Source organism: Streptomyces sp. NPDC026394 (assembly GCF_055567735.1).
Map to the genome: position 1 here is coordinate 1 of NZ_JBVHPX010000002.1, position 25,998 is coordinate 25,998.

A 25,998-nucleotide genomic window follows, 5' to 3' on the forward strand; every position below is an offset into this window, starting at 1 on the left:
CCCACATACACGCTGTCGGTCATGGCTCCGGAAGGTAGCAGCCAGCCGCAGCACTCACAGCAGCAACTACCGCCACTTTCGCAACAGGCCCTAGCTCGACCACGCCGCAGACCGTCACGCCCTGTCTAAGAGCCCGGTGCGGGTGTGCGGCGGTTTGCCGGCCGCGGTGGTCCGGTCGCCCCCCCTGAAATGCCGCTCTGGCCCGGGAGCTCCCGCACCGCGCGGCGGCGCGCGGCCTGGTCGTCGCTGCCGCGCGGTGGACTCTTAGGGCACCGGGCACCGGGCAGCGGATGGCGGGGACCGGAGGGCCGCCCTCCTTAAGAGCCGTTCTTCGGGTCTGAGCCGGGTGAGCCGGGCACTGAGCCGGGCATGAGCCGGGCAACGGAGATCCCCCACCACGCCTTTGACCTGCACTGAGACGGGCTGAGCCGGGTGAGCCGGGCAAATTCGAAAAACTCAGCTCCCATAGGAGTGCACGCACCGCGCGGCGGCGCCCGACCCGTACGGCGGCCGTCGCGCGCGAGCGCAGCGAGCCTGCCAAAGGCCGTGCGGCGTAGCCGCTCGTTCAAGCCCTTCCCGCCCTGACCCGCACGCGCTGTGATGGGGAGGGAGTGGCACGCGAAGACCCCGGAATCCACAGGAACCCGGGGTCTCGGCGCGGCGTGCCCAGCGCTAGAGCTTCGGCACGACCGGTTCCGGCAGTGCCTCTACCCAAGTCCGCAGCACAGCGAGCGAGCGTTGACGGGTCGCCTCATCCGAGCGATCCCCGATCAAAGTTCGTTGCTCAGACGGCATTGCCAACTGGCGGTAAAACTGCAAGTCCTCGAAACCGCTTTCGGCTACATCTTGGGTGGTTGCGCCGAACACGATCCTTGGGAGGCGAGCCCAGAAACATGCCGCGAGACACAACGGGCACGGTTCGCTACTGGCGTACATGACGCCATCCTCGAACAAGTGCCGCCCCAGCCGCGTTCCGGCGTCACGTAGAGCCATTACCTCAGCGTGCGCGGTCGGGTCTTTTAGCTCAACGACTTGGCTACGCCCCTCTCCCGCAATCTCGCCGCCTATTACGACAATCGCCCCGAACGGAGTGCCACCGTCCTGTAGCGATCGCTGTGATAGCTCAATGGCGTAGTCGATGAACTGGCGGTCTTCTCGGGGATCGAAAGACACCGATGACTCCTGCGGATTAGGTGCGATCAGGAAACTTTCGCCACGCCTTCAGAGGCGTGGTAAATCTGAGCTCCGTGCGATCTGCCGGGTAATCCGCGTCCGAGATTTCGACCACGCTACCCTCCTTATCGAGCGAGATTCGCCGACACACCAGCAAGGGCACGCCATCGGGGAGCCCCCAAGCTTGAGCCTCGACCGTCGTGGGCATTCTCCCGGTCACCTCATCGACCATAGACATAATCTCTATACCTACCGTCGATAGTTGGTGCTGAGTTCCACCCGGCCAAGGCTCGTTATTCGCATCCATGATGGCCGGATTGCCTGACACCAGGGCGACGGGAATGTAAGAGACGCTGGAAGACAGGAGGTGTCCCGTTTCCTTGTCCCTAGACTGGTAACGCCGACGCAATATCGACTCTCCGGGCGCGACGCCGAAGACGTGCGCAATTTCTTCAGGCGCCTCGATGATGTCGTAGAGCGAAGAGAATTCTTGCTCACCTATCGGCATGGCAAGGTTGGTCTCTGCCTCACCTACCTCGGCACGCTCCGCCTTCGGTCGGGCGGCCAAGTCCTTTTCGGCCTGATGACGATCGGATGAGCGCACCACACGCCGCGGTGGAATGCGCACGCGAGGGGCTTTTCCTCGGCCAGCCGTGATGAGCCCTTGTGACTTCAAAAGCGCGATGGCGGCGCGCGCTGCGTTCATGGAGCACGACCACTGCGCACGTAGCTCAGCCAGCGTGGGCAGTGAGTCGCCTGGCTTCAACTCCCCACGCTCGATGCGCATGCGTACGTCGTCCGCGATCTTGAGTTGAAGGGGGCGTTGTACGGCCGTCGGCTGCGGGTCCATGGCAGCCATGATGCAACCTCGCGGGTTTGTGGGCAAACTCTTGCGCTCCCCTCGGGATGGGTCTAGCGTCACCACCAGTTCGCGGGTTTGCCCACAAACTTGCGAGCTGACGAATGAGGGCGCGGTGCCCTGCCTGCCAGCTAGTTCACCGCGCCCCGGACCCACAGAAGGGGCACTTCCATGATGCCTGGAATCACTGCGGAACGGGCAACGGCGCAGACCGCGCCGGCCGCGCGGCGCGGCAACGGGCCGGGCGGGCGACGGCTTGGCGACGGCGAGCTGGTGCCGCTGTCGCCGGAGCAGGCCGAACGGCTGGCCGCCCTGTACGCGGGCTACGCGGACCGCCTGGTGCGCTACACGTACCGCAAGCTGATGAACCGAGGATTGCACCACAACGAGGCGTGGACGCTCGCGGACGACCTTGCGCAGGAAGCATGGATCAAGGTCGCCCGGACGGGTGCCAAGGATCTGCTGGCCCCGCAGTCCCTGAGCGACGACGCGATCTGCCGGATGCTGTTCGTGCGGGTCAAGAACGTGATCGGCGGGCACTTCGCCAGGGCGGCCTCATCGGAAACACCCGTGGACTGGACGGACCCGGGCGTGTGTCGCGCCCTGTGCCCGCTCCTGCCGAGCGGATGCGCCGCTGCCAGCGCGCCGGTACCGAAGGCCGTGGACGAGGCAGTGCGAGCGCTGCCCGCCCTGGAACAGTCGGTGCTGCGCCTGAAGATGGACGGCCTGTCCTGCCACCAGATCGCGGCGCGGCTCGACAGCGACCCCGCGACGGTGTCGCGGTGGCTGGCCACCGGGCTGCTCATGCTCCGGATCGACAATCCGGCGTTGGCGGGCGACCCGGTCTCGCCGGAGACCCTGCCGGACTGGGAGCGGGCCGCCCTGGAAGCGGCCAGCGATGCCCAGCAAGCCGTACTGCTGCGTCTGGAAGAGGACGAACGCCGCGCCTTCCTGCTCCTCGGCTCCGGTGTGCCCGCTACGGAGGCACCTGCGCGACTCGGGGTCGGTCGGCGGCTCGTGCGCATCGTGTCCAAGTGCCTGCCCGCGATGCGCGCGCTGGGCGGTGACGATGCCCCGTGGCCGGTGAAGCCCACGCCCAAGCCCAAGCGGGTGCCCGCGCCCCGGTATTCGAAGTCGCCTCACCTGGTGGAGGTACTGCGTAAGGAGATCGGGCAGTTGCGGCCTGGTGACCGGGTGCCGTCCCGGAAGGAGTTGGCGAAGCGGTTCGGTGTCGCTAGCTCCACGGTCCAGGGGATCACGGGCGCGCTGCAAGCCGAAGGACTCATCGCTCCCGCAGACAGGCCCTGCGCGCCGCTGCGCCGCTCAGCCCTTGCGGTGTCGGCATGAGCCGCCCGCCGACGCCGCTGAACGCGGGCCGTCGCCGGGCCAGGCGACGCACCCTGGCCCGGCGTGACGGGGGCTGCTGCGCCTACTGCCGCACTCCGTTCGCCGCCGACCTGAGCAACGCCACTATCGATCACGTCGTACCGCTGCGACTGTTCCGCACCTGGCGGGCCGAACACACCGTGCTGGCCTGCCGCCCGTGCAACACCCGCAAGAGCGACCGGCTGCCGCTGACCATGGCGCTGCTGCTGTGCTGGACGGCCGCCGGTGAACACCGTGAACACCCGGCCGTGAACGCCGTGCCCCCGGTCACCGAGGTGACCGGCGACGTGACCGCCCCGGCGGCCACCGCGCCGCCGACGGACGGTGTTCATGAACACGGTGAACACGGCGTTCACGCGGCCGATGAACACGCTCCGGCGCCTGTTCACGGCCGGTCAGGTCGGGTGTTCACGGGCCCGGTGACCGGCCCGGGTACCCCGATCGACTGGCGCCTGTTGGCCCGCCTTGCGGCCCTGCGCGAGGTGGCCGTGAACACGGACCGGTCGGGTGCACGGTCTACCCCTCAGCGGCGGGAATCGACCCCGGCCCCGATCGTGAGCATGCGTGTTCACGGCGGGTTCAGCCGGTGCGTGTACGCCCCCGATCCGCACCGCGCCCATGCTGGAAGGAGGGCCGCCGCGTGAGCACCCCCCGGCCCCTGGACGACCACGCGGACGGCCCCCGCCCCGCCGCCGCACCCCGTCCCCGTAACGCAAAGCGAGACGCAAAACCCGCCCCCAACACCACCCCCGCCCCTGCGGCGGATGCCGAGGTGGTGCCCGCGCCGACGCACCCCATGGCGGTCGCCCGGCACCTGGCCCCGCAGTGGGAGGTCAACGGGCTGCTGACGCTGCGGTACTGGCGCGGCAGCTGGATGCTCTGGCAGGGCTCGCACTGGCGAGAGCTGGACGACCAGCAGATGCGTACCAGCCTCTACCGGCAGCTTGAGCACGCCGTGTACTGGTACCTGCCGCCGCGCCAGAGCAAACCGGAGCTGCGCGACTGGGCACCGACCGGCCGCAAGGTCGCCGATCTGATGCAGGCGATTGCGGCCGTCACGGACCTGCCGCCCACCATCGACCCCCCGTCCTGGATCACCCCGCCCGGCCACGCCCTCAGTCGCGAGGCACCGCCTCCGGCGCTGCACACCGACCGGGGCCCGCTGGTGGCGTGCACCAACGGCCTGCTGCGGGTCGCCGACCGGGCCCTGATGCCCCTGACCCCGGCGTTCTTCAACCTGATCTCCGTGCCGTTCGTCTACGACCCGCACGCCACCGCCCCCACCTGGCATGACTTCCTGCACCAGGTCTGGCCGGACAACCCCGAAGCCATCGACGCCTTGCAGGAGTGGTTCGGGTACGTGCTGTCCGGCCGCACCGACCAGCAGAAAATCCTGCTCATGGTCGGCCCGTCGCGCTCCGGTAAGGGCACCATCGCGCGCGTCCTGGCCCGCCTGGTCGGCACCGGGAACACCGCAGGGCCCACCCTGGCGGGCATGGCCAGCAACTTCGGCCTGGCCTCCCTGGTCGACAAGTCCCTGGCCATCGTCGCCGACGCGCGCCTGTCCGGCCGCGACAGCCACCAGGTGGTGGAACGGCTGCTGACCATCTCCGGGGAAGACACGATCGATGTGGACCGCAAGTACCGGCAGGTGTGGACCGGGAAGCTGCCCGCCCGCATCGTGATCCTGTCCAACGAGCTGCCCAACTTCGGCGACTCCTCCGGCGTGATCGCGCGGCGCTTCATCGTGCTGAACATGACCGTCTCCTGGCTGGGCAAGGAAGACCCCTACCTGCTGGACAAGCTGCTGAGGGAGCTGCCGGGCATCTTCAACTGGGCCCTGGACGGACTGGACCGGCTGGAGAAACACGGGCGCCTGAGCGCGCCTTCCAGCTCCATCGAGGCCGTCACCACGATGCAGGACACGGCGTCGCCAACGTCGGCGTTCCTGCGGGAGCGCTGCGAGACCGGCCCGGACCACTCCGTTGCCGTCGATGACCTGTGGGCGGCCTGGCGCACCTGGGCAGACGACGCCGGGGTGACAGTCGGCAGCAAGGCGGTCATGGGCCGCAACCTGCAATCCCTGGTCCCGCAGATGCGCCGCAGCAGGCCCCGCGACCCCGTCACCGACAAGCAGGTGCCCACCTACGTCGGCATCGGCCTGCAACCCGACCAGGCCGCGCCGGAGCGCTCAGAGCCGCGCCTCACCCTCGTACAGCGGCCCGTGCAACTGCCGCTGTGCGTGGTCTGTGGCCAGCCCCTGGCCCCGACACGGCCGGGCCAGACCGAACACCCCTCCTGCGCCACGACCTGACCCCTTCCGGCCGGACCGGGCGGTGCACCCAGCCGCCCGGCCCCTGGCCCACCAATCCGCCCCTTTGGGAGGCATCGTGACCGCACGACCGCACGGCGACCCGCGCGCCACCCTGCGCGCTGGTCTGCCGGACCGCTACCTCACCTCCGAAGAACTGGCCGAGCTGTTCAGCGTGCCGGTCGAATCCGTCCGCGAGTGGCGCAAGCGCCGCACCGGCCCGCCCTACATCCGCGCCGGCAAGTACGTCCGGTACGACCCCGCAGCCGTGCACCGGTGGGTCCAGCACCAGACCGCCACCGGCGACGAAGCCGCCTGAGAACGTCGCTACCGGTAGCAGGTGCGCCTGCTACCGGTAGCACCCCCGCTAGCAAGCAAAACCCGGCACGACCTGGCCGGTAGCAGGTAGCAACCCCTGGCCCGGCAGCAGCCGGGGCGCTACGAACACCGCTTCGGCACGCGCCCCGGTCGCTGCTACCACCCGTGCAGCGAACCACCGAGAATCGCGAGGTAGTTCGTCATGGCAGGTCACATCCAAGACCGATGGTTCAAGACCGAGATCGGGCCCGATGGGAAACCCATCCGGGTTAAGACCGAGCGTTACGGCACCGGGATGCGCTACCGCGCCCGGTACGTCGGTCCCGACGGCACCGAGAAGTCCAAGAGCTTCCCCAACCGACAAAGGCGCCAGGCCGAACGATGGCTGGCTCACATCGAGTCGGATATGGCACGGGGTCAGTACATCAACCCGGCCGCCGGTCGAACCACCTTCCGGCAGTACGGGGAACGATGGCTCGCGTCGCAGACTACGGACGCAACGACGCGCACGGCCGTGGCTGTGCAGCTCCGACTGCACGCGTTTCCGTACCTTGGTTCGCGTCCGCTCGACTCGTTCCGCCCGGAGCACATTCGGGACTGGCTGAGCACCTTGGAAAAGGCTCTCCCCCAGTCCTCGTATCGCCGAGTCATCTACATGAGCGTGTCGGCCGTTCTGAGCGCCGCGGTAGACGACGGTCACCTGACCAAGAATCCGTGCAAGGTGCGTTCGGTACGGGCACCCGGCGCCACCCGGCCCCGCGTCCAACCCTGGACGCCTCAACGCGTCTTTGCCGTGCGCAGGGCGCTTCCTCTGCGCTTCCAGGCGACAGTCGATGTGGGAGGCGGGTGCGGCCTCCGGCAAGGCGAAATCTTCGGTCTGCCGGAGGACCAGGTGGACCACGACGCCGGATGGCTGCACGTCACGTGCCAGGTGAAGGTTGTGAACGGGCATCTCGTGTTCGCACCCCCGAAGGGAGGCAAGGAACGAAGCACACCACTGCCGGCGCACGTCTCGCAGGCCATCAAGCTGCACAGCCAGGAGTTTCCGCCCGTGGAGGTAACTCTGCCCTGGCTACGACCGGACGGGCCGCCGGTCACGAAGCGCCTGATCTTCTCTCTCGCGAGCGGTGGGCCCATCCGCCGGAACGACTTCAACAATCGCGTATGGAAACCGGCCCTCGTAGTGGTCGGGGTCATCCCTGAACCCCGGCCGGGCGAGCGGTACGAGGCTGCCCGCGAACATGGGATGCACGCCCTGCGGCACTTCTACGCCTCCGTACTGCTGGACGCAGGGGAGAGCATCAAGGCGTTGAGCACCTACCTGGGACACGCGGACGCGGGGTTCACGCTCCGGACGTACACGCACCTGATGCCCAGCAGTGAGGGACGCACCAGGAAGGCGGTGGACAGCATGTACGAGACGACCGATTCCACGCCTGACGGCCCACAGACGGCCCACGGCGTGTAGAACGACGCCGGGCCGACGGTCATCAACCGTCGGCCCGGCGCGCGTTCGCCTTCCGTCTTGCGCCCTGACCTGCGCTTACAGGACCGGCAGCATCTTGCGCAGTTCGAACGCGGTCACCTCGGAGCGGTACTCCTCCCATTCCTGCTTCTTGTTGCGCAGGAAGAAGTCGAAGACGTGCTCGCCGAGGGTCTCCGCGACCAGTTCGCTGCGCTCCATCAGCTCGATGGCCTCGCCGAGGTTCTGCGGCAGCGGCTCGATGCCCATGGCGCGGCGCTCGGAGTCGGACAGCGCCCACACGTCGTCGTCGGCGCCGGCCGGGAGTTCGTAGCCCTCCTCGATGCCCTTGAGTCCGGCGGCCAGCAGCACCGCGTAGGTCAGGTAGGGGTTGGCGCCGGAGTCGATGGAGCGGACCTCGACCCGGGTGGAGCCCATCTTGCCCGGCTTGTACATGGGGACGCGGATGAGCGCGGAGCGGTTGTTGTGGCCCCAGCAGATGTACGAGGGGGCTTCGCCGCCGGCGCCCGCGGTGCGGTTGGCGCCGCCCCAGATGCGCTTGTAGGAGTTGACCCACTGGTTGGTGACGGCGGAGATCTCGCCCGCGTGCCGCAGCAGGCCGGCGATGAAGGAGCGGCCGACCTTGGAGAGCTGGTACTCGGCGCCCGACTCGTGGAAGGCGTTGCGGTCGCCCTCGAACAGCGAGAGGTGGGAGTGCATGCCCGAACCCGGGTACTCCGAGAACGGCTTGGGCATGAACGTCGCCTGCACGCCCTGCTCCAGCGCGACCTGCTTCATCACCAGCCGGAACGTCATGATGTTGTCGGCGGTGGACAGCGCGTCGGCGTAGCGCAGGTCGATCTCCTGCTGTCCCGGCGCGCCCTCGTGGTGGCTGAACTCCACCGAGATGCCCATCGATTCGAGCATGGTGATCGCCTGGCGGCGGAAGTCCATGCCGACGTTCTGCGGGGTGTGGTCGAAGTAGCCGGAGGAGTCCGCGGGGTTGGGCCGGGTGCCGTCCACCGGCTTGTCCTTGAGCAGGAAGAACTCGATCTCGGGGTGGGTGTAGAAGGTGAAGCCGAGGTCGGAGGTCTTGGCCAGGATGCGCTTGAGGACGTAGCGCGGGTCGGCGTAGGACGGGGAGCCGTCCGGCATCAGGATGTCGCAGAACATCCGGGCGGTGCCGGGGGCCTCGGCGCGCCACGGCAGGATCTGGAAGGTGCCCGGGTCCGGCTTGGCGATCATGTCGGACTCGTACACCCGCGCGAAGCCCTCGATCGCGGAGCCGTCGAAGCCGATGCCCTCGTCGAACGCCTGCTCAAGTTCGGCGGGCGCCACCGCCACGGACTTCAAGAACCCCAGCACATCGGTGAACCACAGTCGTACGAAGCGGATGTCGCGCTCCTCCAGCGTACGGAGCACAAACTCCTGCTGCTTGTCCATGGCTCACCAATCCTTGCAGGTCAATCGGCCTGTCCCCACCCCATCGGGCAACGAGGTGTGGCACACCAGTATCACGTGAGGGGGTTACCGTCACATTACGCACCCTCGGCCGAGATCAGAACCGCCGGTCCCGGGGCGACACCGGCACGTTTGCCCGGGAGCGGCGGACGGTACTCCAGGAGAGGGCGGCCCGGATCGTCCGGCTTTGTTCCGCCGGATGCGCTCCGCCGGATGCGTTCGGCCGGGTTGGTTCCGCCGGATGCGCCCGGTCGGTTCGTTCCGCCGGGTTCGTTCCGCCGGGCGAGCCCGTAGCCGCCCGATCCGTACGACGGCCGAGGAGAGCCCGTGAGCGACCGTTTCGACGTCACGGCCGTGACGTTCCACTTCGACCCCGTCTGCCCCTGGACCTGGCGCACCGCGCAGTGGCTGGTCGGCGCCACCGGACGGCGCGGCATCCCGCTCGCGTACCGCGCCTTCGACCTGACCGACGGGGCCGCGCTCGACGAACTGCCCGCCGGACGCCGCCCGGCCGCGGCCGGGAGCCGCTGCCTGCTGCGGCTGGCCGAGGCCGCGCACGCCGACGGCCGGGACGCGCTGACCGGCGCCGTCTACGCCGCGTACGGGGCGGCGGTGCACGACGACGGCGCCGGCCCGTCGCCGGAGCTGGCCGAGCGGTGCCTGGCGGAGGCGGGCGGCGCGGAGTACGCCGACGCGCTGCACGACTCCGCGCTGGACCGGCCGGTGGCCCGGGCCCGTGAGCAGGCGCAGGAGTTCTCCGGCAAGGACGCGGGCTCCCCCGTCACGGTCCTGGTCACGAGCGGCGGCGAACGCGGCTTCTTCGGGCCGGTGGTGGCACCCCAGCCCACCGGAGCGGACGCCGACCGCCTGTGGGACGCGTTCGTCGGCGCCGCGTCCGTACCGCAGTTCTTCGAGCTGCGGGCGCGGCGGACGGCCAAGCCGTGAGGGCCTGGGGCCTGGCGCGGTGGGGCGAGCGGTGGGGTGTCGGGTTCAGCGACCGCGCTGCGGACCCTCCGGATCAGGGATGAGCGACAGGACGGCCGTGGCCACCGCTTCCGGCGCGTCGGCCATCACCAGGTGCCCGGCCGGGGCGGCGACGGCGAAGGTGCCGCCGAGCTGTGCGGCCAGCGCCCGTTGCCGCTCCAGCCAGCGCAGTTCACGCGGCGTCTCACTGCCGTCGTACGCCGCCAGGACCGTCACCGGCACGCCGCGCAGCGGATGGTCCGGGCGCAGCGCGGCGACCTCGGCGGCCTGGTAGTCGTACGTCGCGTTCTCCAGGGCGCAGGCGCGCAGTACCCGACTGGTGCGGTAGGCACCGGCCTCGTACGGATCACGCGGGTGGTCGCGCACGGTCAGGACGCGGGTGGTCAGCCGGCGCGCGGCCGGACCGAGGGCGCGCGGCACCCCGGCCGCCGCGAGCACGGAGGCCAGGCCGCCCGCCCAGGCCGTACGGACGGTACGCGGCAGCAGCGGCCGCGGGTCCTCCTCCACGCTGCCGTCGGCGAGCACGATGCCCGTCGTACGGTCGGGATACAGCCGGGCGAACGCCTCGGCGTGGAAGGCGGCCAGGCTGTGGCCGACGACGGTGCAGGGCCCGGGCAGCCCGAGCGCGTCCAGGACGTGCGCGATCCGGGCGGCCTCGCCCACGGCGGTGGGCGGCTCCTGGGCGGGCGCGCTCAGCCCCAGGCCGGGCCGGTCGAAGCGGACCACCGTACGGTGCGGGGCGAGCCGGGCCGCGACCGCGTCCCAGTCGAACCAGCCCATGCCCAGCCCACCGCTGAGCACGCACACCGGGCCGCTGCCCTCACGCAGCACGTGCAGCACCACGCCGTCGACGCGCAGCATGCGGCCGGGGGCGGGGGCGGGGGCGGGGGCGGTCGGGCAATCCTTCGCGCCGCCTCTGCGTTCCTTCGCGCCGCCTCTCGTGTTCTTCCGCCTCCGCCGCTCGCCGTCCCCGCTCATGCCGGTTCCCCTTCCCTCCCCGTAGTGGTGCCCGCTCGCCCGACACACCACGCGAGCAGCCCGACGTACAGGGCGACGAGCAGGACCTGGAGGCGCTGGCCGACGCCCAGCGCCCAGTTGCCGTGGCCCTCGGTGAAGGCCGCGATGGAGGAGAGGGTCCAGGCGGTGGCGGCCAGTTCGGCCAGGGTCAGCCACGGTGCGACGCGGCCGAGCGGCGGCCACCGGCCGTACCGGCGGGCGGCCACGGTCAGCAGGACCAGCGCGGCCAGTGCGCCCACCATGGCCAGCGAGCTGCTGATCGCGTGCGCGGTGTGGGTGGCGGGCACCAGGCCCGCGGTCTCGCGGGCCGCGCACTCCGGGTCGCTGGTCGGGGCGCAGCTCAGCGGCAGCCGGGAGTCGACGGCGGTGGCGGCGCCGAAGAGGGCGAGCGCCGCCCAGCCGGCCGTGGCCCAGGGGCGGCGGGGAAGGGTGCAGAGCGCGGCGACCGCACCCGCCAGTACCAGCAGTCCGGCGAGCAGGTCCGTCGCGCGGAACAGGCCGCCGAGCGGCTGATCGGCGGCGGCCAGTTCACTGACGTACGTCCGTACCGGATCGAGGCCGGTGGACAGGACCACCTCCAGGACCCAGGCGGTGTACGCCACCGCACCGAGCAGGAGGAGTACGGGGGCGGCACGGCGGCTCTTGCTCGGCTGCACGGACATCCTGGGGGTCGGGACGGGACGCCAGGGGCGCCTGGGGAGGTCAAGGATAGGCAAAGTGGGTGCGGACCGGGGCGCCCGGGAGCGGCATACCCCGCAGGGGTAGGGTGCTGGCCAGTGGTACCGGGAGGGCCGTCGACATGCCGTACGCAGTGCGAAGCCGGGGGAAGGCAGCCGCGTGGTGCGGCCGTCTGCTGCTGTTCGCCGCGCTGATCGTCGGTATCGTCGGCATGCACACGCTGGGGCACCCGGTGGGCGGGCACGGCTCGGGGCCGCGGCCCGCGGCACATCAGGAGCAGCCCGTCCACGAGGCACGGCAAGCCCGTCAGACGCAGCACCTGCCTCCGACACAAGACCTGCCGCGGACACGGCACCTGCCTCAGGCGCAGCACCTGCCGCAGACGCCACAGCAAGCGCGCCTCTCCTCCTCCACCGCCGACGACCACCACGCCATGAACCCCGGCGCGGTCTGCCTGGCCGTGCTCTCCCTCTGCGTCCTCGTCCTCGTCCGTACGGGACGGCTGTTGGGCCGGCAGGCCACCGACCTCCTGGCCGCCGTACGGGCCCGGCTGCTGCGCGGTCTGCGGCCCCTGCCGCCGCCGGTCCCCCGCCACAAACACCTCGCACGGCTCTCGGTCCTGCGCGTGTAGACGCGCGGCCCGGCCGCCGACGCCTGCGCGCGTCCGCGGCCCGGCTCACGCGCGCTCACCGCAACCGTTTCCCACCATCACGAGGTGTTTCTCCACCATGCGTACGCACACCCGCCGCGCCGTGCTCGGCGCGGGCATCGCGGCCGTCGGCAGCGGCCTGCTCGCCGCCTGCTCCGGCTCCGGCTCCGGCACGGACAGCACGAAGGGCGCCGGCAACCCGGCCGAGGCGCCGGAAGGTTACGTCTCCCCCGACGGCCCGGAAGTGGCCGCCGCCGAGGCGAAGCGCGGCTCCGGCCCCGTACGGAAGGTCGCGCTGACCGCCACCGCCGCCCCGCTCGACCTGGGCGGCCGTACGGTCGGCAGTTGGGCGTACGGGGACGGTCTGCCCGGCAAGGAGGTACGGGTCACCGCGGGCGACACCCTGGAGCTGACGCTCGCCAACCACCTGCCCGAGGCCACCTCCCTGCACTGGCACGGCCTGGCCCTGCGCAACGACATGGACGGCGTACCGGACCTGACCCAGCGCCCCGTGAAGGCGGGCGGCTCGTTCACGTACCGCTTCGCCGTCAGCCACCCCGGCACGTACTGGTTCCACCCGCACTCGGGCGTGCAGCAGGACCGCGGCCTGTACGCGCCGCTGATCGTCGAGGACCCGAAGGAGCCCCTCGCCTACGACAAGGAGTGGGTGGTCGTCCTGGACGACTGGGTCGACGGGGTGGACGGCAGCACGCCGGACGCCGTGCTGGCCGAACTCCGCAAGGGCATGGGCGGAATGGACCACGGGTCCGGGTCCGGGGGCATGGGTCACGGTGGCTCAGGCGGCATGAACCACGGCGGTACGAACCATGGAGCGCACTCCATGGGCGGCCACGCGACGCCCTCCCCCGCCGGCCCCTCCCGCATGCTGATGGGCGCCACCAGCAAGCTGCTGGGCGGCGACGCGGGCGACGTGGACTACCCGTACCACCTGGTCAACGGCCGCACCCCGCAGGATCCGCAGACCTTCCGCGCACGCCCCGGCGACCGGGTCCGCATCCGCTTCGTCAACGCGGGCGGCGACACCGCGTACCGCGTCGCGCTCGGCGGCCACACCATGACCGTGACGCACACCGACGGCTATCCCGTCACCCACGCCCCGACGGACGCCCTGCTGCTCGGCATGGGCGAACGCTACGACGTGGTGGTCACGGCCAAGGACGGCGTCTTCCCGCTGACCGCGCTCGCCGAGGGCAAGAAGCGGACCGCGCTGGCCGTGCTGCGCACCGGCGGCGGGGCGGCTCCCGAGGCATCCGTACGGCCGAAGGAGTTGGACGGGCGGCTGCTGACGGCCGACCGGCTGAAGGCCGACGGGCCGGTGCGGCTGGCGTCGCGCACGCCGGACCGGACCGTACGGTTCGACCTCACCGGCTCGATGGAGAAGTACGACTGGGCCGTCAACGGCAAGAAGTACACGCCGGACCAGCGCCATCCGGTGCGGGCCGGGGAACGCGTACGGCTGTCGTTCCGCAACAACACCACCATGTGGCACCCGATGCACCTGCACGGGCACACCTTCGCCCTGCCGGACGGCGGTCCGCGCAAGGACACCGCGATCGTGCTGCCGGGCCGCCGGCTGGACGTCGACCTCGACGCGGACAACCCCGGCCTGTGGATGCTGCACTGCCACAACGTCTATCACGCGGAGTCCGGGATGATGACGGTCCTCGGCTACCGGAAGTAGGCGGTACGGGAGCGGAGCCGCGTCCAGCGCCCTCGGCCGTGCGGTCCTGCCCGCCACCGCCGGAACCCCCGCCGCCTGGCGGATGGGACGACGAGAACGGCCCCCGGCCACGGTCGTGGTCGGGGGCCGCTCTCACGGTGGTCCGGCGGGGCCGGGTCGGTTCGCCCGGCCCGGCAGGTCCGGGTCAGTTCACCCGGTCCGGCAGTTCCACCGGTACGTCGTCGGCGTCCTCGCTGCTCGCGACGATGCGCGAGGACCCGGAGCCGCCGCGGTCGAGCAGGCCGGCGGTCACCGCGATGCCCAGGCCGATGACGGCCAGCACCGCGCCGACCAGCGCCGGAGAGGTCCAGCCCCAGCCCGCCGCGATGGCCACACCGCCGACCCAGGCGCCGCCCGCGTTGGCCAGGTTGAACGCCGAGTGGTTGGAGGCCGAGGCCAGGGTCGGCGCGTGCTGGGCCTTCTTCATGACCAGCATCTGCAGCGGCGTGGTGGTCATGAAGCCGACCGCGCCCAGGATGACGACGCAGACCAGGGCCGCCCACTTGACGTGCACCGCGTAGGTGAAGACCACCAGGGTCACGGCGAGGGCGCCGAGCGCCCCGTACAGCGTGGGCCGCAGCGCGCGGTCGGTCAGCGGGCCCGCGGCCAGCGCGCCCAGCGTCATACCGGCACCGAAGAGCGCCAGGACCAGCGGGACGGACCCTTCGGCGAAGCCGGAGACCTCGGTCATCATCGAGGCGAGGTAGCTGTAGACGGCGAACACGCCGGCGAAGCCGAAGACCGCGGTGACCAGGCCGAGGACGACCTGCCGGTTGCCCATGGCGCGGATCTCGTGGGCCACGCCGCCGTGCTCCGCGCGCGGCATGTGCGGCACGAGGCGGGCCAGCGCGGCCATCGCGACCAGGCCGATGGCGGCCACGACCAGGAAGGTCGCACGCCAGCCGAGGTGCTGGCCGAGCAGGGTCGCGGCGGGCACGCCGACGATGTTGGCGACGGTCAGGCCGAGGAACATGGTGGCCACCGCGCGGGCCTGCCGGCCTTCCTTGACCAGCCGGGCGGCGACCACCGCGCCGACACCGAAGAACGCGCCGTGCGGGAGCCCCGCCAGCAGCCGGCCGGCGATCAGCAGGCCGAAGTTGGGTGCCAGTGCCGAGGCCAGATTGCCCACGGTGAAGACGGCCATCAGCAGCAGGAGCATCCGCTTGCGCGGGATGCGCGACCCGAGGGCGGTCAGCAGCGGAGCGCCGATGACGACGCCGAGGGCATAGGCGGAGACGAGGTAGCCGGCCGTGGGCACGGACGTACCCAGGTCGCCCGCGACATTGGGCAGCAGGCCCATCATCACGAACTCAGTCGTGCCGATGCCGAAGGCGGAGACGGCCAGCGCGAGCAGCGCCAGGGGCATGAGAGACCTTTCGAAAACGGGGTGTACGGGGTCCCGGGCACGGTGCTGCCTCGATGCACCGGGGCACCGGAGCGGTCCGTGCGGCGCGTCGGGGCGCCGGGGGTTCCGTACGGCGTACGCGGCTGGATGTCCGTAAGTTCTTCTACGGAACAAAGTCTCTCAGCCCATTCATTCCGGCGGGAGAACGGAATGTTACGGAGGAGCGGCGCCGGACGGCAGCGGCGCCCCGGTGGAGCGGGAAGAGCCTGCTCCACCGGGGCGCCGCGGCCGTCCGGGCTTTGTCAGATCTTGACCGAGGCGGCGAGCGGAAGGTGATCACTGCCGGTCCGGGGCAGCGACCAGGAGGAGACCGGGTCGATCCCCTTCATCATGATCTGGTCGATCCGCGCCATCGGGAAGCCGGCCGGCCAGCTGAAGCCGAAACCGTCGCCCGCCGCGCCCTGGGCCGAGCGCATCTGCGAGGTGACCGGGGCCAGCGAACGGTCGTTCATGGTGCCGTTGAGGTCACCGAGCAGGATGACCTGCCCGAGGCTCTCCTTGGAGATCGCCTCGCCGAGGGCGGCCGCGCTGTCGTCACGCTGGTTGGCGGTGAATCCCGCGTTGAGCTTGACCCGTACCGACGGCAGGTGCGCGACGTAGAAGGCGACCTGCCGGCCGTCGGGCGCCTTGACGGTGGCGCGCAGCGCGCGGGTCCAGCCCATCTTGATGTTCACGGGCGCTGCGTCGGAGATCGGGTGCTTGCTCCACAGCCCGACCGTGCCCTGCACCGTGCGGTACGGGTACGCCTTGGCCAGCCCTTCCTTGTACTTGGGCAGCGCGTCACCGGTCAGCTCCTCCAGGGCCACCACGTCCGCGCCGGACTTCACGATGTCCCTGGCCGTGCCCGCCGGGTCGGGGTTGTCGGCGTCGACGTTGTGGGTGGCGACGGTCAGATTGCCGCCGGTGCCCTTCTTGTCCGTGACCTGCCCGCCGAAGAGGCTGACCCAGACGACGGCGGGCAGCAGCAGCGCGACGACCGCCGTCGTGGAACGCCGCAGCACGGCGGCGATCAGCAGCACCGGGACGCCCAGCAGGCCGAGCCACGGCAGGAACGTCTCCAGCAGGCTGCCGAGGTTGCCCACGGTGTTGGGGACGTGCGCGTGCAGGATCATCAGCAGCCCGAGCAGGACCGCCAGCACCGCCAGCACGATGCCCCGCCGCCACATGCCCTCCGGGCGCCACCAGTCGCGCAGGCGCCGCGCCCCGGAGGCGGCCCGCTCAGGGTCTTGGCCCTGCCCCGACTCCGTCATGTATGCCTGCGCCATGCCGCTGCCCTCACTGCCTTGCTCCGTACGCCCCGCCTGTGGTCTCCGACCCTAGGCGATGGCCCGTAATGCGTTTTCTTAGAAGTGGAGACGGCACGCTGACGGCTCGGGGTTCCTGCTACGGAGGCCGGGGCGGGGGCTGTGACAGAACGGGCATACTCCCGTCATGGAGCGGTCAGGTGATGTGCCTTTCGCGGCCGCTTGTCGCTCGATGGGGCGCTGTCCTCGACCGGTTGACGCGCGGACCTCTCCGGACGACGGGCCACGGGCCACGGGCGGGCACCGGGCGCCGTGCCCTCAGGCCCGCGGCCGTACGCCGTCCAGCACCGTGTCGACGATCTCCTCGGCCAGGCCCTCCGGCAGGTCCGCCCACTCGTGCAGCACGGCCCGGGACAGCACCGGTCCGACGAAGAGGTCGGCGAGCAGGTCGATGTCCCGGTCCGTACGCACCTCACCGCACTCCCTGCCGCGCCGCAGCACGGACAGCAGCACCTCGCGGCGGGCCTGCACCACCGTCTCGTGGTACTCCCGCCAGAGCGCGGGCTGCGCCTTGACGTGCGTGACGACGGTGCGCAGCAGTGCCGAGTTGCGCTTGGCCAGGCCGCGGATGCGCAGGAACTCGATGATGCCCACGAGGTCGTCGCGTACGGACACCCCCGCGGGCGGCGGGATGTCCGTGTCCAGCGAGCGCATCACGTCCAGCATCAGGGCGCTCTTGCCCGGCCAGCGCCGGTAGACGGTGGCCTTGCCGACGCCCGCCTCGCGGGCGATGCGCTCCATCGACAGCTCCCCGATGGAGACGCCGTCCTCGATCATGCGCAGTACGGCTTCGATGATCGCGGTGTCGGCGGCGGGGCTGCGGGGGCGGCCGCGGCGGGGGTCCGGGGCGGCCGGCGCGCCATCCGCCCGGCCCGTCCCCGTCGTGTCCGTCCCCGTCGTGTCCGTCCCCCTCGCGTCCGTCGCCGACGTCCCGCTCATGACCGTGCTCCCGCCTTCACCCGCTCCGCCCGGTCCGTACCGCGCGTGCCGCTCCCCATCCTGCCCGGCAGGAAGGACCCGACCACCACGGCGCCGACGATCGCGACGGCGGCGGAGCCGAGCGCGGTGATGTGCATGGCGTGGATGAACGCGGCGTTCGCCTCGTCGGTCAGCGCCTTGCCCGTCGGGCCCAGGTGCCGGGCCAGCCCGAGCGTCGCCTCGATGGACTCGCCCGCCGCGTGCCGGACGCCGTCCGTCAGGCCGGGGACGGACCGCAGCGTCCCTTCGATGCCGTCGCGGTAGACCGTGGACAGCACCGAGCCCAGTACGGCGACTCCGAGCGTGCCGCCGACCTGCCGGAACGTGTTGTTGAGCGCCGATCCGGAGCCCGCCTTCTCGCGTGGCAGCGCCTGCATGATCGATACGGTGACCGGCGGCATGATGTGCGCCGTGCCGGTGCCCTGGACGAAGAAGAGCACCTCCAGCACCCAGATCGGGGTGTCGGTGTCCAGCAGCAGGAAACCGGACATGCTGAGGGCGACCAGCAGCATCCCGGCCGTGCAGACGACGCGGGAGCCGAAGCGGTCGACGACGTGCCGGGCCCGCGGCGAGAAGATCATCTGGGAGACGGCCAGCGGCAGGATCAGCAGGCCCGCCTGGAGCGGTGTGAAGCCGCGCACGCTCTGGACGTAGAAGACGATGAAGAACGTGACGCCCATCAGCGCGAAGAAGACCAGCGCGATGGCGCCGACGGCGGCGGAGAAGGCCGGTTTGCGGAAGAGATTGACATCGATCGACGGGTGATCGATGCGCTTCTCGTACAGCACGAAACCGACCAGGACGAGCAGTCCGCCCAGGACCGTGCCCAGCACCTGCGGATCGGTGAAGTCGGCGAGCTGGCCGCCCTTGATGATCCCGTACACCAGCAGCACCAGGCCGACGACCGAGAGCAGCACGCCGACCGGGTCCAGTCGGCCCGGCCGCGGGTCCCTGGAGTCGGGCACCAGGAGGACCATCGCGACCAGCGCGACGAGCACGATCGGCACGTTCACGAGGAAGACCGAGCCCCACCAGAAGTGGTCCAGCAGCAGACCGCCCGCGATCGGCCCGATCGCGATGGCCAGGCCCACGCCGCCCGCCCAGATGCCGATCGCCCTGGGCTGCTCGTCCCGCTCGAAGACGTTCATCAGGACGGCGAGGGTGGAGGGCATCACGAAGGCGCCGCCCAGGCCCATCACGGCCCGGAAGGCGATGAGCTGGCCGGGTGACCCGGCGACGGCGGCCAGCACCGAGCCGACGCCGAACACCAGCAGGCCGAAGAGCAGCACCTTCTTGCGGCCCAGCCGGTCACCGAGCAGGCCGGAGGTGAACAGCAGACCCGCGAAGACCAGCGTGTAGGAGTTGATCGCCCACTCCAGTTGGCTCTGGGTGGCGCCGAGGCCGGTGGGGGCCGGGGTGGCGATCGTCTTCATCGCCACGTTGAGGATCGAGTTGTCCAGCACCACGATCAGCAGGCTGAGCATCAGGACGGACAGGATCACCCAGCGGCGGCGGTGGATGTGCTCGGGTACGTGCCGGGGCGCTTCGGCTATGCCGGAGGTCGTTGAGCTGGCCATGCCCACACCTTACGCCGATTCCGATACGGGCCCGTTCCGTATCGCTGGGGGTCGCGGTGCCCCTTGCGTGCTCCTTCGACGCTCCTACGGCACCCCTTCCACTTCCCCCGCGGCACGTGCCAGCATGGAAGGGAGTCCGGAGACGCCGTCAGGGCGCTTCGAGATGACGAACAGGAGCCGTCGCCATGACGCAGCTTTCGCCTGCCCAGAATCCACCCGCGGACGGGACGTCCGCGCCCGGCGGAACCGCCGCCGAGCCCGTGTCCGACAGCAGCGGCAAGGCGCTGTACGGAGGAAAGAGCTCGCGCCGCGTGACCGTGCGCGACATCGCCGCCGCCAAGGAGCGCGGCGAGAAGTGGCCCATGCTCACCGCCTACGACGCGATGACCGCGTCCGTCTTCGACGAGGCCGGCATCCCGGTGCTGCTGGTCGGCGACTCGATGGGCAACTGCCACCTCGGGTACGAATCCACCGTGCCGGTCACGATGGACGAGATCACGATCCTGTCCGCGGCCGTCGTCCGCGGCACCAAGCGCGCCCTGATCGTCGCCGACCTGCCCTTCGGCGCCTTCCAGGAGAGCCCGGTCCAGGCCCTGCGCAACGCCACCCGCCTGGTCAAGGAGGCCGGTGTGGGCGCGGTCAAGCTGGAGGGCGGCGAGCGTTCCGCCCACCAGGTCGAGCTGCTGGTCTCCTCCGGCATCCCGGTCATGGCCCACGTCGGCCTGACGCCGCAGTCGGTCAACGCGTACGGGGGTTACCCGGTGCAGGGCCGCGGCGAGGAGGCGGCCCAGCAGTTGCTGCGCGACGCCAAGGCCGTCCAGGACGCGGGGGCCTTCTCCGTCGTCCTGGAAGCCGTACCGGCCGAGCTGGCCGCCGAGGTCACCCGCTCGCTGCACATCCCCACGGTGGGGATCGGCGCGGGCATCGGCTGCGACGCCCAGGTCCTGGTCTGGACGGACATGGCGGGCCTGACCAGCGGGCACGTGCCCCGCTTCGTGAAGCGGTACGCGAACCTGCGCGAGGTCCTGGGCGGCGCGGCCAAGGACTTCGCGGAAGAGGTCGTCGGCGGCACGTTCCCGGCCCAGGAGCACAGCTTCCGCTGACGCACCACCGGTGGCGGCGTCTTCCCGGCGCCGCCGCCGGTCCGCCGCCACCGGTCCGCCGTCTCCGCCCTCCGCGCGGCTCCCACCCGGGCTGTCGGTCAGCTGTCGGTCGTTTGTCAGTGGTGCCTGTCATCGTGGGGGCATGACGCGAAAGACGACATCCAACGGCGCGGGGAACGCCGTCGAAGTGCGGGGGCTGGTCAAGCACTTCGGCGAGGTGAAGGCCGTGGACGGGGTGGATCTCGATGTACGGGAAGGCACCGTGCTCGGCGTGCTCGGGCCGAACGGCGCGGGCAAGACGACGCTGGTGCGCTGCCTGTCCACACTGCTGGTCCCGGACGCCGGCACGGCGACCGTGGCGGGCTTCGACGTGGTGCGCCAGCCGCGAGCGCTGCGCCGCACCATCGGCCTCACCGGCCAGTACGCCTCGGTCGACGAGAAGCTCTCCGGCCGGGAGAACCTCTACATGATCGGCCGGCTGCTGGACCTCTCCCGCAAGGACGCCCGCGCGCGGGCCGACGAGCTGCTGGAGCGGTTCTCCCTCACCGAGGCCGCAGGCCGGGCCGCCGCCAAGTACTCCGGCGGCATGCGCCGCCGCCTGGACCTGGCCGCCTCGATGATCGGCCGGCCCGCGGTGCTGTATCTGGACGAGCCGACCACCGGCCTCGACCCCCGTACCCGCAACGAGGTCTGGGACGAGGTCCGCAGCATGGTGCGGGACGGCGCGACGGTCCTGCTCACCACCCAGTACATGGAAGAGGCCGAGCAACTGGCCCACGAGCTGACGGTCATCGACCGCGGCCGGGTCATCGCCGAGGGCAAGGTCGACGAGCTGAAGACCAAGGTCGGCGGCCGTACGCTCCAGATACGCCCGGCGCGGAGCGCCGAGCTGGACCGGATGGTCGGCGCCATCGCGCAGGCCGGCCTGGACGGCATCGCGGGCGCCACCGCCGACCATGAGGACGGTGTGGTCAACGTGCCGATCATCAGCGACGAGCAACTGTCCGCCGTGGTCGGCATGCTCGGCGAGCGGGGCTTCACGATCTCCGGCATCAACACCCATCTGCCCAGCCTGGACGAGGTGTTCCTGGCCATCACCGGCCAGAAGACCTCGGAGGCCGGCGGCGGCGACCAGCAGGACGGGCCGCAGGACCCGCAGGGCGTTCAGGACAAGCAGTTCGAGGAGGTTCCGGCATGAGTGCCGCGACGGTGACGGCGCCGGTCAAGCCGCAGCGGCCGGGTGCCGACGAGGGCCGGATCGGCCTGCGGGCCCATCTGCGTCACACGGGCGCCCTGGTGCGCCGCAACGCGATGCAGATCAAGAACGACCCGGAGTCGATGTTCGACGCCCTGTTGATGCCGATCGTCTTCACGCTGCTGTTCGTGTACGTCTTCGGCGGCGCGATGGGCGGCAGCCTGGGCGGCGACCGTTCCGCGTACGTGAACTACATCATCCCCGGCCTGCTGGCCATGGGTGGTCTGAACATCGCCATGTCGGTCGGTTCCGGCGTCAACGACGACTTCAACAAGGGGGTGATGGACCGCTTCCGCACCATGCCGATCGCCCGCTCCTCGGTGCTGACGGCGAAGATGCTCGTGGAGTCCGGGCGGATGCTGGTCTCCACCGTCATCCTGCTGTCGCTGGCGTTCCTGATCGGTTTCGACCTGCGGACCGGTCCGCTGGAGCTGCTGGCGGCCGTCGCCCTGGCGCTGCTCTTCGGCTCCTCGCTGACCTGGATCTTCATGCTGCTCGGGCTGACCATGAAGACACCGCAGGCGGTGCAGGGTGTGGGCTTCATGGTGCTGATGCCGCTGCAGTTCGGCTCCTCCATATTCGCCCCGCCCACGACGATGCCGGGCTGGATGGAGGCGTTCACCAAGATCAACCCGCTGTCGAACCTGGCGGACGCGGCCCGGGCCCTGATGAACGGCCAGGGCGCGGTCGCCCAGCCGGTGCTGATCACCCTGGCCTGGACCGCCGGCATCACCCTGGTCTTCGCGCCCCTCGCGGTGAACAAGTTCCGCAAGAAGACCTGACGCGTCACCTTCGCCCGGCTCGCGTCAGATGAGGGCGGTGGCTTCTTCGAGCGAGAGGCCGCCGCCTTCGGCGTACGCCCGGTCGTAGGCGGCGTCGTCGCCGAGCGCCGCGCGCGCCTCCGCCTCGGCCGCCGCCCGGTTCTTCCGGAGGACCCGCTGCGGCCGGTGCGAGCGGGAGCGGAGCGTGTCGTACGCGCCGATCAGCCGCGCCGCGTCCGGTCCGCCGACCGCCGCGCCCCGTACGCCCAGCAGCGCCCGCGCCCCGGTCAGGAGCTGGATCACCGGCAGGTCGGGGGCGACGATCTGCGTCAGTTCGCCTTGGAACAGCTCCAGGGCCGACCGGATCCTGGGCAGCATGTCGGCGGCGTACTTCCCCTCCTCGATGTCCAGGGCGACCAGGGACATGGTGAGCACGCCCTTGAACAGCTCCGGCCCTCGCTGGCCGAACGCCTTGCGCACCTCGTCCAGGTGACCGCGCGCTTCCTGGAGGCGGCCGGCGCACGTCAGGTGCATCGCGAGCGTCAGATGGGCGAACGACACCGCGTCCCGGCCGCTGTTCTGCTCCTTCGCCAGCTCCAGCACCTCGTACAGCAGGCGCTCGCCGGTCGCTTCGTCGTCGGCCTCGATCAGCACGCTGCCCAGCCGGGTCTGGAGCAGCAGAACCTGGCTGCGCGCCCCGAGTTCCTCGGCGTAGCGGATGGCCGCCCGGTAGTCCTCGGCGGCGAGCGCGTACTCGCCGCGCCCCTCGCGCGACTCGCCGCGCCCCGCGATGGCCTCCGCCGCGCCCCACGCGTCCCCGAGCCGTACGAAGATGTCCAGGGACTCGTCGGCGTCCCTGCGGGCCTGGGACAGGCCGCCCTGCCGGTCGTTGAAGATCTTGGAACGGAGCTGGAGGACGTAGGCCAGCTCCCACACGTAGCCGTACTCCCGGCAGGCGCGTACCGCGTCCTCCGTCATCTGTACGAGGTCGTCGAATCGCCCCGTCAGCATCACCGCGTAGTACCACATCACGCCCGGCAGCTTGCAGGTCTGCGGCATGCCGCTGCGGTAGGAGGCCAGGATGCCGGTCAGTTCGTCCCGCCGTTCCTGCTTGCGCAGCACCTCTATGTCGCTCTCGACGCTGGCCAGCCCGACCAGCCGGACCTCGCGGCGCGCCTCCTTCAACTGCTCGGGGTCCATCGGCGGCGGTGCGTCGATGGGCCGGGCGTGCAGGACGGGCGCCGGTTCGACGGGCAGCGCGAAGGGGTCGGGGCCGAGGGCCGCCACCGCGGTCGACCAGGCGCGGGCGTCGGCGCGGTGATCGCGCAGCGTCCAGAACCACTGGAGCGAGAGCACGAGGCACAGGGCTTCGTGCTCGTCGTGGGCGGTGACGGCCCGGCGCAGCGCGGTGCGCAGGTTGTCGTGTTCCAGTTCCAGCCGGTCCAGCCAGGCGCACTGCTCGGGGCCGCGCAGCAACGGGTCGGCGTTACGGGCGAGTTCGCGATAGGTGACCAGGTGCCGCCGTTCGGTCGCGGGCCGCTCCCCGGCCTCGTCCAGGCGCTCACCGGCGTACTCCGAGACGGTCTCCAGCAGCCGGTAGCGCATCCGCCCGTCACCGTCCTGGGCCGTGACCACCAGCGACTTGTCGATCAGCGAACCGAGCAGGACGGCCACGTCGCGGGGCGCCACCCGTGTCCGGGAGCCCGCCGGCCCGTCCGGCCCGTACGCCCCCTCCGGCCCGTCCCCGCAGACCTCCTCCGCGACGACCAGGTCACAGCCGCCGGAGAAGACCGACAGCCGGCGCAGCACAGCCCGTTCGGCGTCGTCGAGCAGGTCCCAGGACCAGTCCACCACCGCGCGCAGCGTCTGCTGCCTGGGCAGTACGGTGCGGCTCCCGCTGGTCAGCAGCCGGAACCGGTCGTCCAGCCGGTCGGCAAGCTGGCGCGGGCCGAGCAACCGCAGCCGGGCGGCGGCCAGTTCGATGGCGAGCGGCAGCCCGTCGAGGCGCCGGCAGATCTCGGCGCAGGCGACCGGGTCGTCCTCGACGCGGAACCCGGGCCGCGCGGCGGCTCCCCGATCGGCCAGCAGCCGCAGCGCGATCGGGTCGGGCAGCGGTTCCACCGGCCGTACCGCCTCCCCCGGCACGGCCAGCGGCTCCCGGCTGGTGGCCAGCACCGTCACGCCGGGGCATTCGGCCAGCAGCCGGTCGGCCAGAGCGGCGGCGGCGCCGATCACATGCTCGCAGTTGTCGATGACCAGGAGCATCCGCCGGTTCTCGCAGAACTCGGCGAGCTGGGCCATCGGGTCGGACCCGGACCGGTCGGCGGCGGCGCGCAGTTCCTCGGCGGTGGTACCGCGCAGCACGGTCTCGCGCGCCCCGAGCGCGGTGAGCACCGCTTCCGGGACGGTCTGCGGGTCGTCCACGGGCGCCAGTTCCGCGAACCACACCCCGTCCGGCCAGGCGTCCGGTGCCGCGGCCGCCGCTGCCTCGGCGCTCTCCTGCGAGAGCCGTGTCTTGCCGGCACCGCCGGGGCCCAGCAGGGTCACCAGGCGGTGGGCGGCCAGGTCGGCGCGGATCGCGGCCAGGTCGTCCTCCCGGCCCACGAAGGAGGTCGGCCGTGACCGCAGGTTGCCCGGCCGTGCACCGACTCCCTTGCGGGCGCCGACCCCGTGACGGGCTCCGGTCCCCGCCGACGGACTCACGGCCGTCTCCGCACCCCGCCGGCCGGACCATCCGCCGTCGGCCCCCGAAGCCGGCACGCCTGAAGCCAGCATGCTCGAAGCCGGCCCGCCCGCCTCCGCCACCTCCGCCCGCCCCGCGGAACCCCCTGCCACCCGCAGCAACTCCCCATGCAGGTCCCGCAGTTCGAGGCCGGGCTCGACGCCCAGCCGGTCGGCGATGGCGGCCCGCACCGAGGCGTACGCGTCGAGCGCCTCCGCCGTACGGCCCGCGGCCCGCAAGGCGCGCAGGCGCAGGGCCTGGAGCGGCTCGTCCAGTGGGTGGTCCGCGCACAGGGCCGTCAGCGCGGGCAGGGCCTGGCCGGGCCGCCCGAGGGCGACCTCCGCGGCGAGCCGGGTACGGCGGGCGTCCAGGTGGCCGCGCTCGGCGCGCGCCGCCTCGCCCGCCGCCTCCGGGAGGTCGGCCAGCGCCGGGCCGCGCCAGAGCGCGAGGGCGTCGTCGAGCAGCGCGGCGGCCTTGACCGGATCGGCGTCGGCCAGGGCCTGCGCCCCCTCGGCGGCGAGCTCCTCGAAACGGTGCAGATCCACGTCGCACGGATCGGCGCACAGCCGGTACCCGCCGTGCACGGAGGCGATCGCTTCCCGGCCCACGGACCGGCGCAGCCGCGCGATCAGGGCCTGCAACGCGCCGGTCGCGTCGGCGGGCGGCTCCGGGCCCCAGACGTCCGCGATCAGCAGGTCGGCGGCGAGCGCCCGGCCGGGCCGCAGCGCGAGCGCCGTGAGCAGTGCGCGCAGGCGCGAGCCACCGAGCGCGACGGGCGTACCGTCGCTCCGATGGGCCTGGGCCGTGCCGAGGATTCCGTAGCGCACCGCCCCATTGTCCTGTACGGGCGGCGG

Annotated in this window: 21 protein-coding genes; 11 read left to right on the plus strand and 10 right to left on the minus strand. The window is 71.4% G+C overall.

The genetic code is table 11. From position 1 onward, the window contains the following. Window positions 1-672: 672 nt before the first annotated feature. Together ACZ4QV_RS04165 and ACZ4QV_RS04170 are read right to left on the minus strand one after the other, a co-directional pair. Window positions 673-1,173, minus strand: coding sequence for a nucleoside deaminase (locus ACZ4QV_RS04165; protein WP_467762557.1), 501 nt, complete (start codon window positions 1,171-1,173; stop codon window positions 673-675). 16 nt (window positions 1,174-1,189) lie between these two features. After that, complete coding sequence (locus ACZ4QV_RS04170) at window positions 1,190-2,032, minus strand: GntR family transcriptional regulator (protein ID WP_467762558.1); 843 nt, start codon at window positions 2,030-2,032, stop codon at window positions 1,190-1,192. 171 nt (window positions 2,033-2,203) lie between these two features. On the opposite strand from ACZ4QV_RS04170, the gene ACZ4QV_RS04175 reads away from it, so the two are divergent. From ACZ4QV_RS04175 to ACZ4QV_RS04195, 5 genes are all read left to right on the plus strand, one after another. Then, window positions 2,204-3,379, plus strand: a complete 1,176-nt coding sequence (locus ACZ4QV_RS04175) for a hypothetical protein (protein ID WP_467762559.1) — start codon at window positions 2,204-2,206, stop codon at window positions 3,377-3,379. Next, window positions 3,376-4,062 (plus strand): HNH endonuclease, encoded by a 687-nt coding sequence (locus ACZ4QV_RS04180; RefSeq protein WP_467762560.1) that lies wholly within the window; start codon window positions 3,376-3,378, stop codon window positions 4,060-4,062. Before ACZ4QV_RS04175 ends, ACZ4QV_RS04180 begins: the two co-directional genes overlap by 4 nt. Continuing rightward, entirely contained in the window at window positions 4,059-5,732 is a 1,674-nt protein-coding gene (locus ACZ4QV_RS04185; protein ID WP_467762561.1) for a DNA primase family protein, read from the plus strand. The genes ACZ4QV_RS04180 and ACZ4QV_RS04185 overlap by 4 nt, the downstream gene beginning before the upstream one ends. 76 nt (window positions 5,733-5,808) lie before the next feature. Then, window positions 5,809-6,048 (plus strand): helix-turn-helix domain-containing protein, encoded by a 240-nt coding sequence (locus ACZ4QV_RS04190; protein ID WP_467762562.1) that lies wholly within the window; start codon window positions 5,809-5,811, stop codon window positions 6,046-6,048. A gap of 201 nt (window positions 6,049-6,249) precedes the next feature. After that, entirely contained in the window at window positions 6,250-7,515 is a 1,266-nt protein-coding gene (locus tag ACZ4QV_RS04195) for a tyrosine-type recombinase/integrase (protein WP_467762563.1), read from the plus strand. A gap of 75 nt (window positions 7,516-7,590) precedes the next feature. On the opposite strand, the gene glnA is transcribed toward ACZ4QV_RS04195, so the two are convergent. Beyond that, entirely contained in the window at window positions 7,591-8,952 is a 1,362-nt protein-coding gene (glnA, locus tag ACZ4QV_RS04200; protein WP_361143291.1) for a type I glutamate--ammonia ligase, read from the minus strand. A gap of 345 nt (window positions 8,953-9,297) precedes the next feature. Between glnA and ACZ4QV_RS04205 the strand changes: the two genes are divergently transcribed. Then, window positions 9,298-9,915 carry a mycothiol-dependent nitroreductase Rv2466c family protein gene (locus tag ACZ4QV_RS04205; protein ID WP_467762564.1) on the plus strand — a complete coding sequence of 206 codons (618 nt, stop codon included), beginning with the start codon at window positions 9,298-9,300 and terminating at the stop codon, window positions 9,913-9,915. 45 nt (window positions 9,916-9,960) lie between these two features. Here the strand turns inward: ACZ4QV_RS04205 and ACZ4QV_RS04210 are convergent, their stop codons facing one another. Then, window positions 9,961-10,815 carry an alpha/beta fold hydrolase gene (locus ACZ4QV_RS04210; protein ID WP_361591235.1) on the minus strand — a complete coding sequence of 285 codons (855 nt, stop codon included), beginning with the start codon at window positions 10,813-10,815 and terminating at the stop codon, window positions 9,961-9,963. Between the two features lie 113 nt (window positions 10,816-10,928). Then, window positions 10,929-11,633, minus strand: a complete 705-nt coding sequence (locus tag ACZ4QV_RS04215) for a DUF998 domain-containing protein (protein WP_361143296.1) — start codon at window positions 11,631-11,633, stop codon at window positions 10,929-10,931. A 137-nt stretch (window positions 11,634-11,770) separates the two neighbouring features. Between ACZ4QV_RS04215 and ACZ4QV_RS04220 the strand changes: the two genes are divergently transcribed. Next, window positions 11,771-12,280: a hypothetical protein gene (locus tag ACZ4QV_RS04220; RefSeq protein WP_361634860.1), complete on the plus strand. Its 510-nt coding sequence runs from the start codon at window positions 11,771-11,773 to the stop codon at window positions 12,278-12,280. A 97-nt stretch (window positions 12,281-12,377) separates the two neighbouring features. After that, window positions 12,378-14,000 (plus strand): multicopper oxidase family protein, encoded by a 1,623-nt coding sequence (locus tag ACZ4QV_RS04225; protein ID WP_467762565.1) that lies wholly within the window; start codon window positions 12,378-12,380, stop codon window positions 13,998-14,000. A gap of 184 nt (window positions 14,001-14,184) precedes the next feature. On the opposite strand, the gene ACZ4QV_RS04230 is transcribed toward ACZ4QV_RS04225, so the two are convergent. The 4 genes from ACZ4QV_RS04230 to ACZ4QV_RS04245 all read right to left on the minus strand — a co-directional run bounded on the left by ACZ4QV_RS04230 (window position 14,185) and on the right by ACZ4QV_RS04245 (window position 19,303). Beyond that, window positions 14,185-15,405 (minus strand): MFS transporter, encoded by a 1,221-nt coding sequence (locus ACZ4QV_RS04230; protein WP_467762566.1) that lies wholly within the window; start codon window positions 15,403-15,405, stop codon window positions 14,185-14,187. Between the two features lie 281 nt (window positions 15,406-15,686). Next, the gene (locus ACZ4QV_RS04235; RefSeq protein ID WP_467762692.1) at window positions 15,687-16,694 is read right to left on the minus strand and encodes an endonuclease/exonuclease/phosphatase family protein; all 1,008 of its coding nucleotides are present in this window, start codon (window positions 16,692-16,694) and stop codon (window positions 15,687-15,689) included. Between the two features lie 312 nt (window positions 16,695-17,006). Further along, window positions 17,007-17,687, minus strand: coding sequence for a TetR/AcrR family transcriptional regulator (locus tag ACZ4QV_RS04240; RefSeq protein ID WP_361586871.1), 681 nt, complete (start codon window positions 17,685-17,687; stop codon window positions 17,007-17,009). Beyond that, complete coding sequence (locus ACZ4QV_RS04245; RefSeq protein WP_361586868.1) at window positions 17,684-19,303, minus strand: MFS transporter; 1,620 nt, start codon at window positions 19,301-19,303, stop codon at window positions 17,684-17,686. The genes ACZ4QV_RS04240 and ACZ4QV_RS04245 overlap by 4 nt, the downstream gene beginning before the upstream one ends. A gap of 185 nt (window positions 19,304-19,488) precedes the next feature. On the opposite strand from ACZ4QV_RS04245, the gene panB reads away from it, so the two are divergent. The 3 genes from panB (at window position 19,489) to ACZ4QV_RS04260 (ending at window position 22,443) form a co-directional block, all read left to right on the plus strand. Beyond that, window positions 19,489-20,406, plus strand: coding sequence for a 3-methyl-2-oxobutanoate hydroxymethyltransferase (panB, locus tag ACZ4QV_RS04250; RefSeq protein ID WP_361143314.1), 918 nt, complete (start codon window positions 19,489-19,491; stop codon window positions 20,404-20,406). Window positions 20,407-20,548: 142 nt separating this feature from the next. Continuing rightward, entirely contained in the window at window positions 20,549-21,604 is a 1,056-nt protein-coding gene (locus tag ACZ4QV_RS04255; RefSeq protein ID WP_361616226.1) for an ATP-binding cassette domain-containing protein, read from the plus strand. Further along, the gene (locus tag ACZ4QV_RS04260; protein WP_361586861.1) at window positions 21,601-22,443 is read left to right on the plus strand and encodes an ABC transporter permease; all 843 of its coding nucleotides are present in this window, start codon (window positions 21,601-21,603) and stop codon (window positions 22,441-22,443) included. Before ACZ4QV_RS04255 ends, ACZ4QV_RS04260 begins: the two co-directional genes overlap by 4 nt. Window positions 22,444-22,467: 24 nt before the next feature. Here the strand turns inward: ACZ4QV_RS04260 and ACZ4QV_RS04265 are convergent, their stop codons facing one another. After that, complete coding sequence (locus ACZ4QV_RS04265) at window positions 22,468-25,971, minus strand: AfsR/SARP family transcriptional regulator (RefSeq protein WP_467762567.1); 3,504 nt, start codon at window positions 25,969-25,971, stop codon at window positions 22,468-22,470. Window positions 25,972-25,998: the final 27 nt, after the last annotated feature.

Excerpts from the sequence above, each read along its gene's own strand:
- ACZ4QV_RS04170 (WP_467762558.1), bottom strand. The coding sequence starts at position 2,032 with ATGGCTGCCATGGACCCGCAGCCGACGGCCGTACAACGCCCCCTTCAA.
- ACZ4QV_RS04175 (WP_467762559.1), top strand. The coding sequence starts at position 2,204 with ATGATGCCTGGAATCACTGCGGAACGGGCAACGGCGCAGACCGCGCCG.
- ACZ4QV_RS04210 (WP_361591235.1), bottom strand. The coding sequence starts at position 10,815 with ATGCTGCGCGTCGACGGCGTGGTGCTGCACGTGCTGCGTGAGGGCAGC.
- ACZ4QV_RS04260 (WP_361586861.1), top strand. The coding sequence starts at position 21,601 with ATGAGTGCCGCGACGGTGACGGCGCCGGTCAAGCCGCAGCGGCCGGGT.
- ACZ4QV_RS04215 (WP_361143296.1), bottom strand. The coding sequence starts at position 11,633 with ATGTCCGTGCAGCCGAGCAAGAGCCGCCGTGCCGCCCCCGTACTCCTC.
- ACZ4QV_RS04235 (WP_467762692.1), bottom strand. The coding sequence starts at position 16,694 with ATGACGGAGTCGGGGCAGGGCCAAGACCCTGAGCGGGCCGCCTCCGGG.
- ACZ4QV_RS04255 (WP_361616226.1), top strand. The coding sequence starts at position 20,549 with ATGACGCGAAAGACGACATCCAACGGCGCGGGGAACGCCGTCGAAGTG.
- panB (WP_361143314.1), top strand. The coding sequence starts at position 19,489 with ATGACGCAGCTTTCGCCTGCCCAGAATCCACCCGCGGACGGGACGTCC.
- ACZ4QV_RS04180 (WP_467762560.1), top strand. The coding sequence starts at position 3,376 with ATGAGCCGCCCGCCGACGCCGCTGAACGCGGGCCGTCGCCGGGCCAGG.
- ACZ4QV_RS04240 (WP_361586871.1), bottom strand. The coding sequence starts at position 17,687 with ATGAGCGGGACGTCGGCGACGGACGCGAGGGGGACGGACACGACGGGG.
- ACZ4QV_RS04195 (WP_467762563.1), top strand. The coding sequence starts at position 6,250 with ATGGCAGGTCACATCCAAGACCGATGGTTCAAGACCGAGATCGGGCCC.
- glnA (WP_361143291.1), bottom strand. The coding sequence starts at position 8,952 with ATGGACAAGCAGCAGGAGTTTGTGCTCCGTACGCTGGAGGAGCGCGAC.
- ACZ4QV_RS04220 (WP_361634860.1), top strand. The coding sequence starts at position 11,771 with ATGCCGTACGCAGTGCGAAGCCGGGGGAAGGCAGCCGCGTGGTGCGGC.
- ACZ4QV_RS04230 (WP_467762566.1), bottom strand. The coding sequence starts at position 15,405 with ATGCCCCTGGCGCTGCTCGCGCTGGCCGTCTCCGCCTTCGGCATCGGC.
- ACZ4QV_RS04245 (WP_361586868.1), bottom strand. The coding sequence starts at position 19,303 with ATGGCCAGCTCAACGACCTCCGGCATAGCCGAAGCGCCCCGGCACGTA.
- ACZ4QV_RS04225 (WP_467762565.1), top strand. The coding sequence starts at position 12,378 with ATGCGTACGCACACCCGCCGCGCCGTGCTCGGCGCGGGCATCGCGGCC.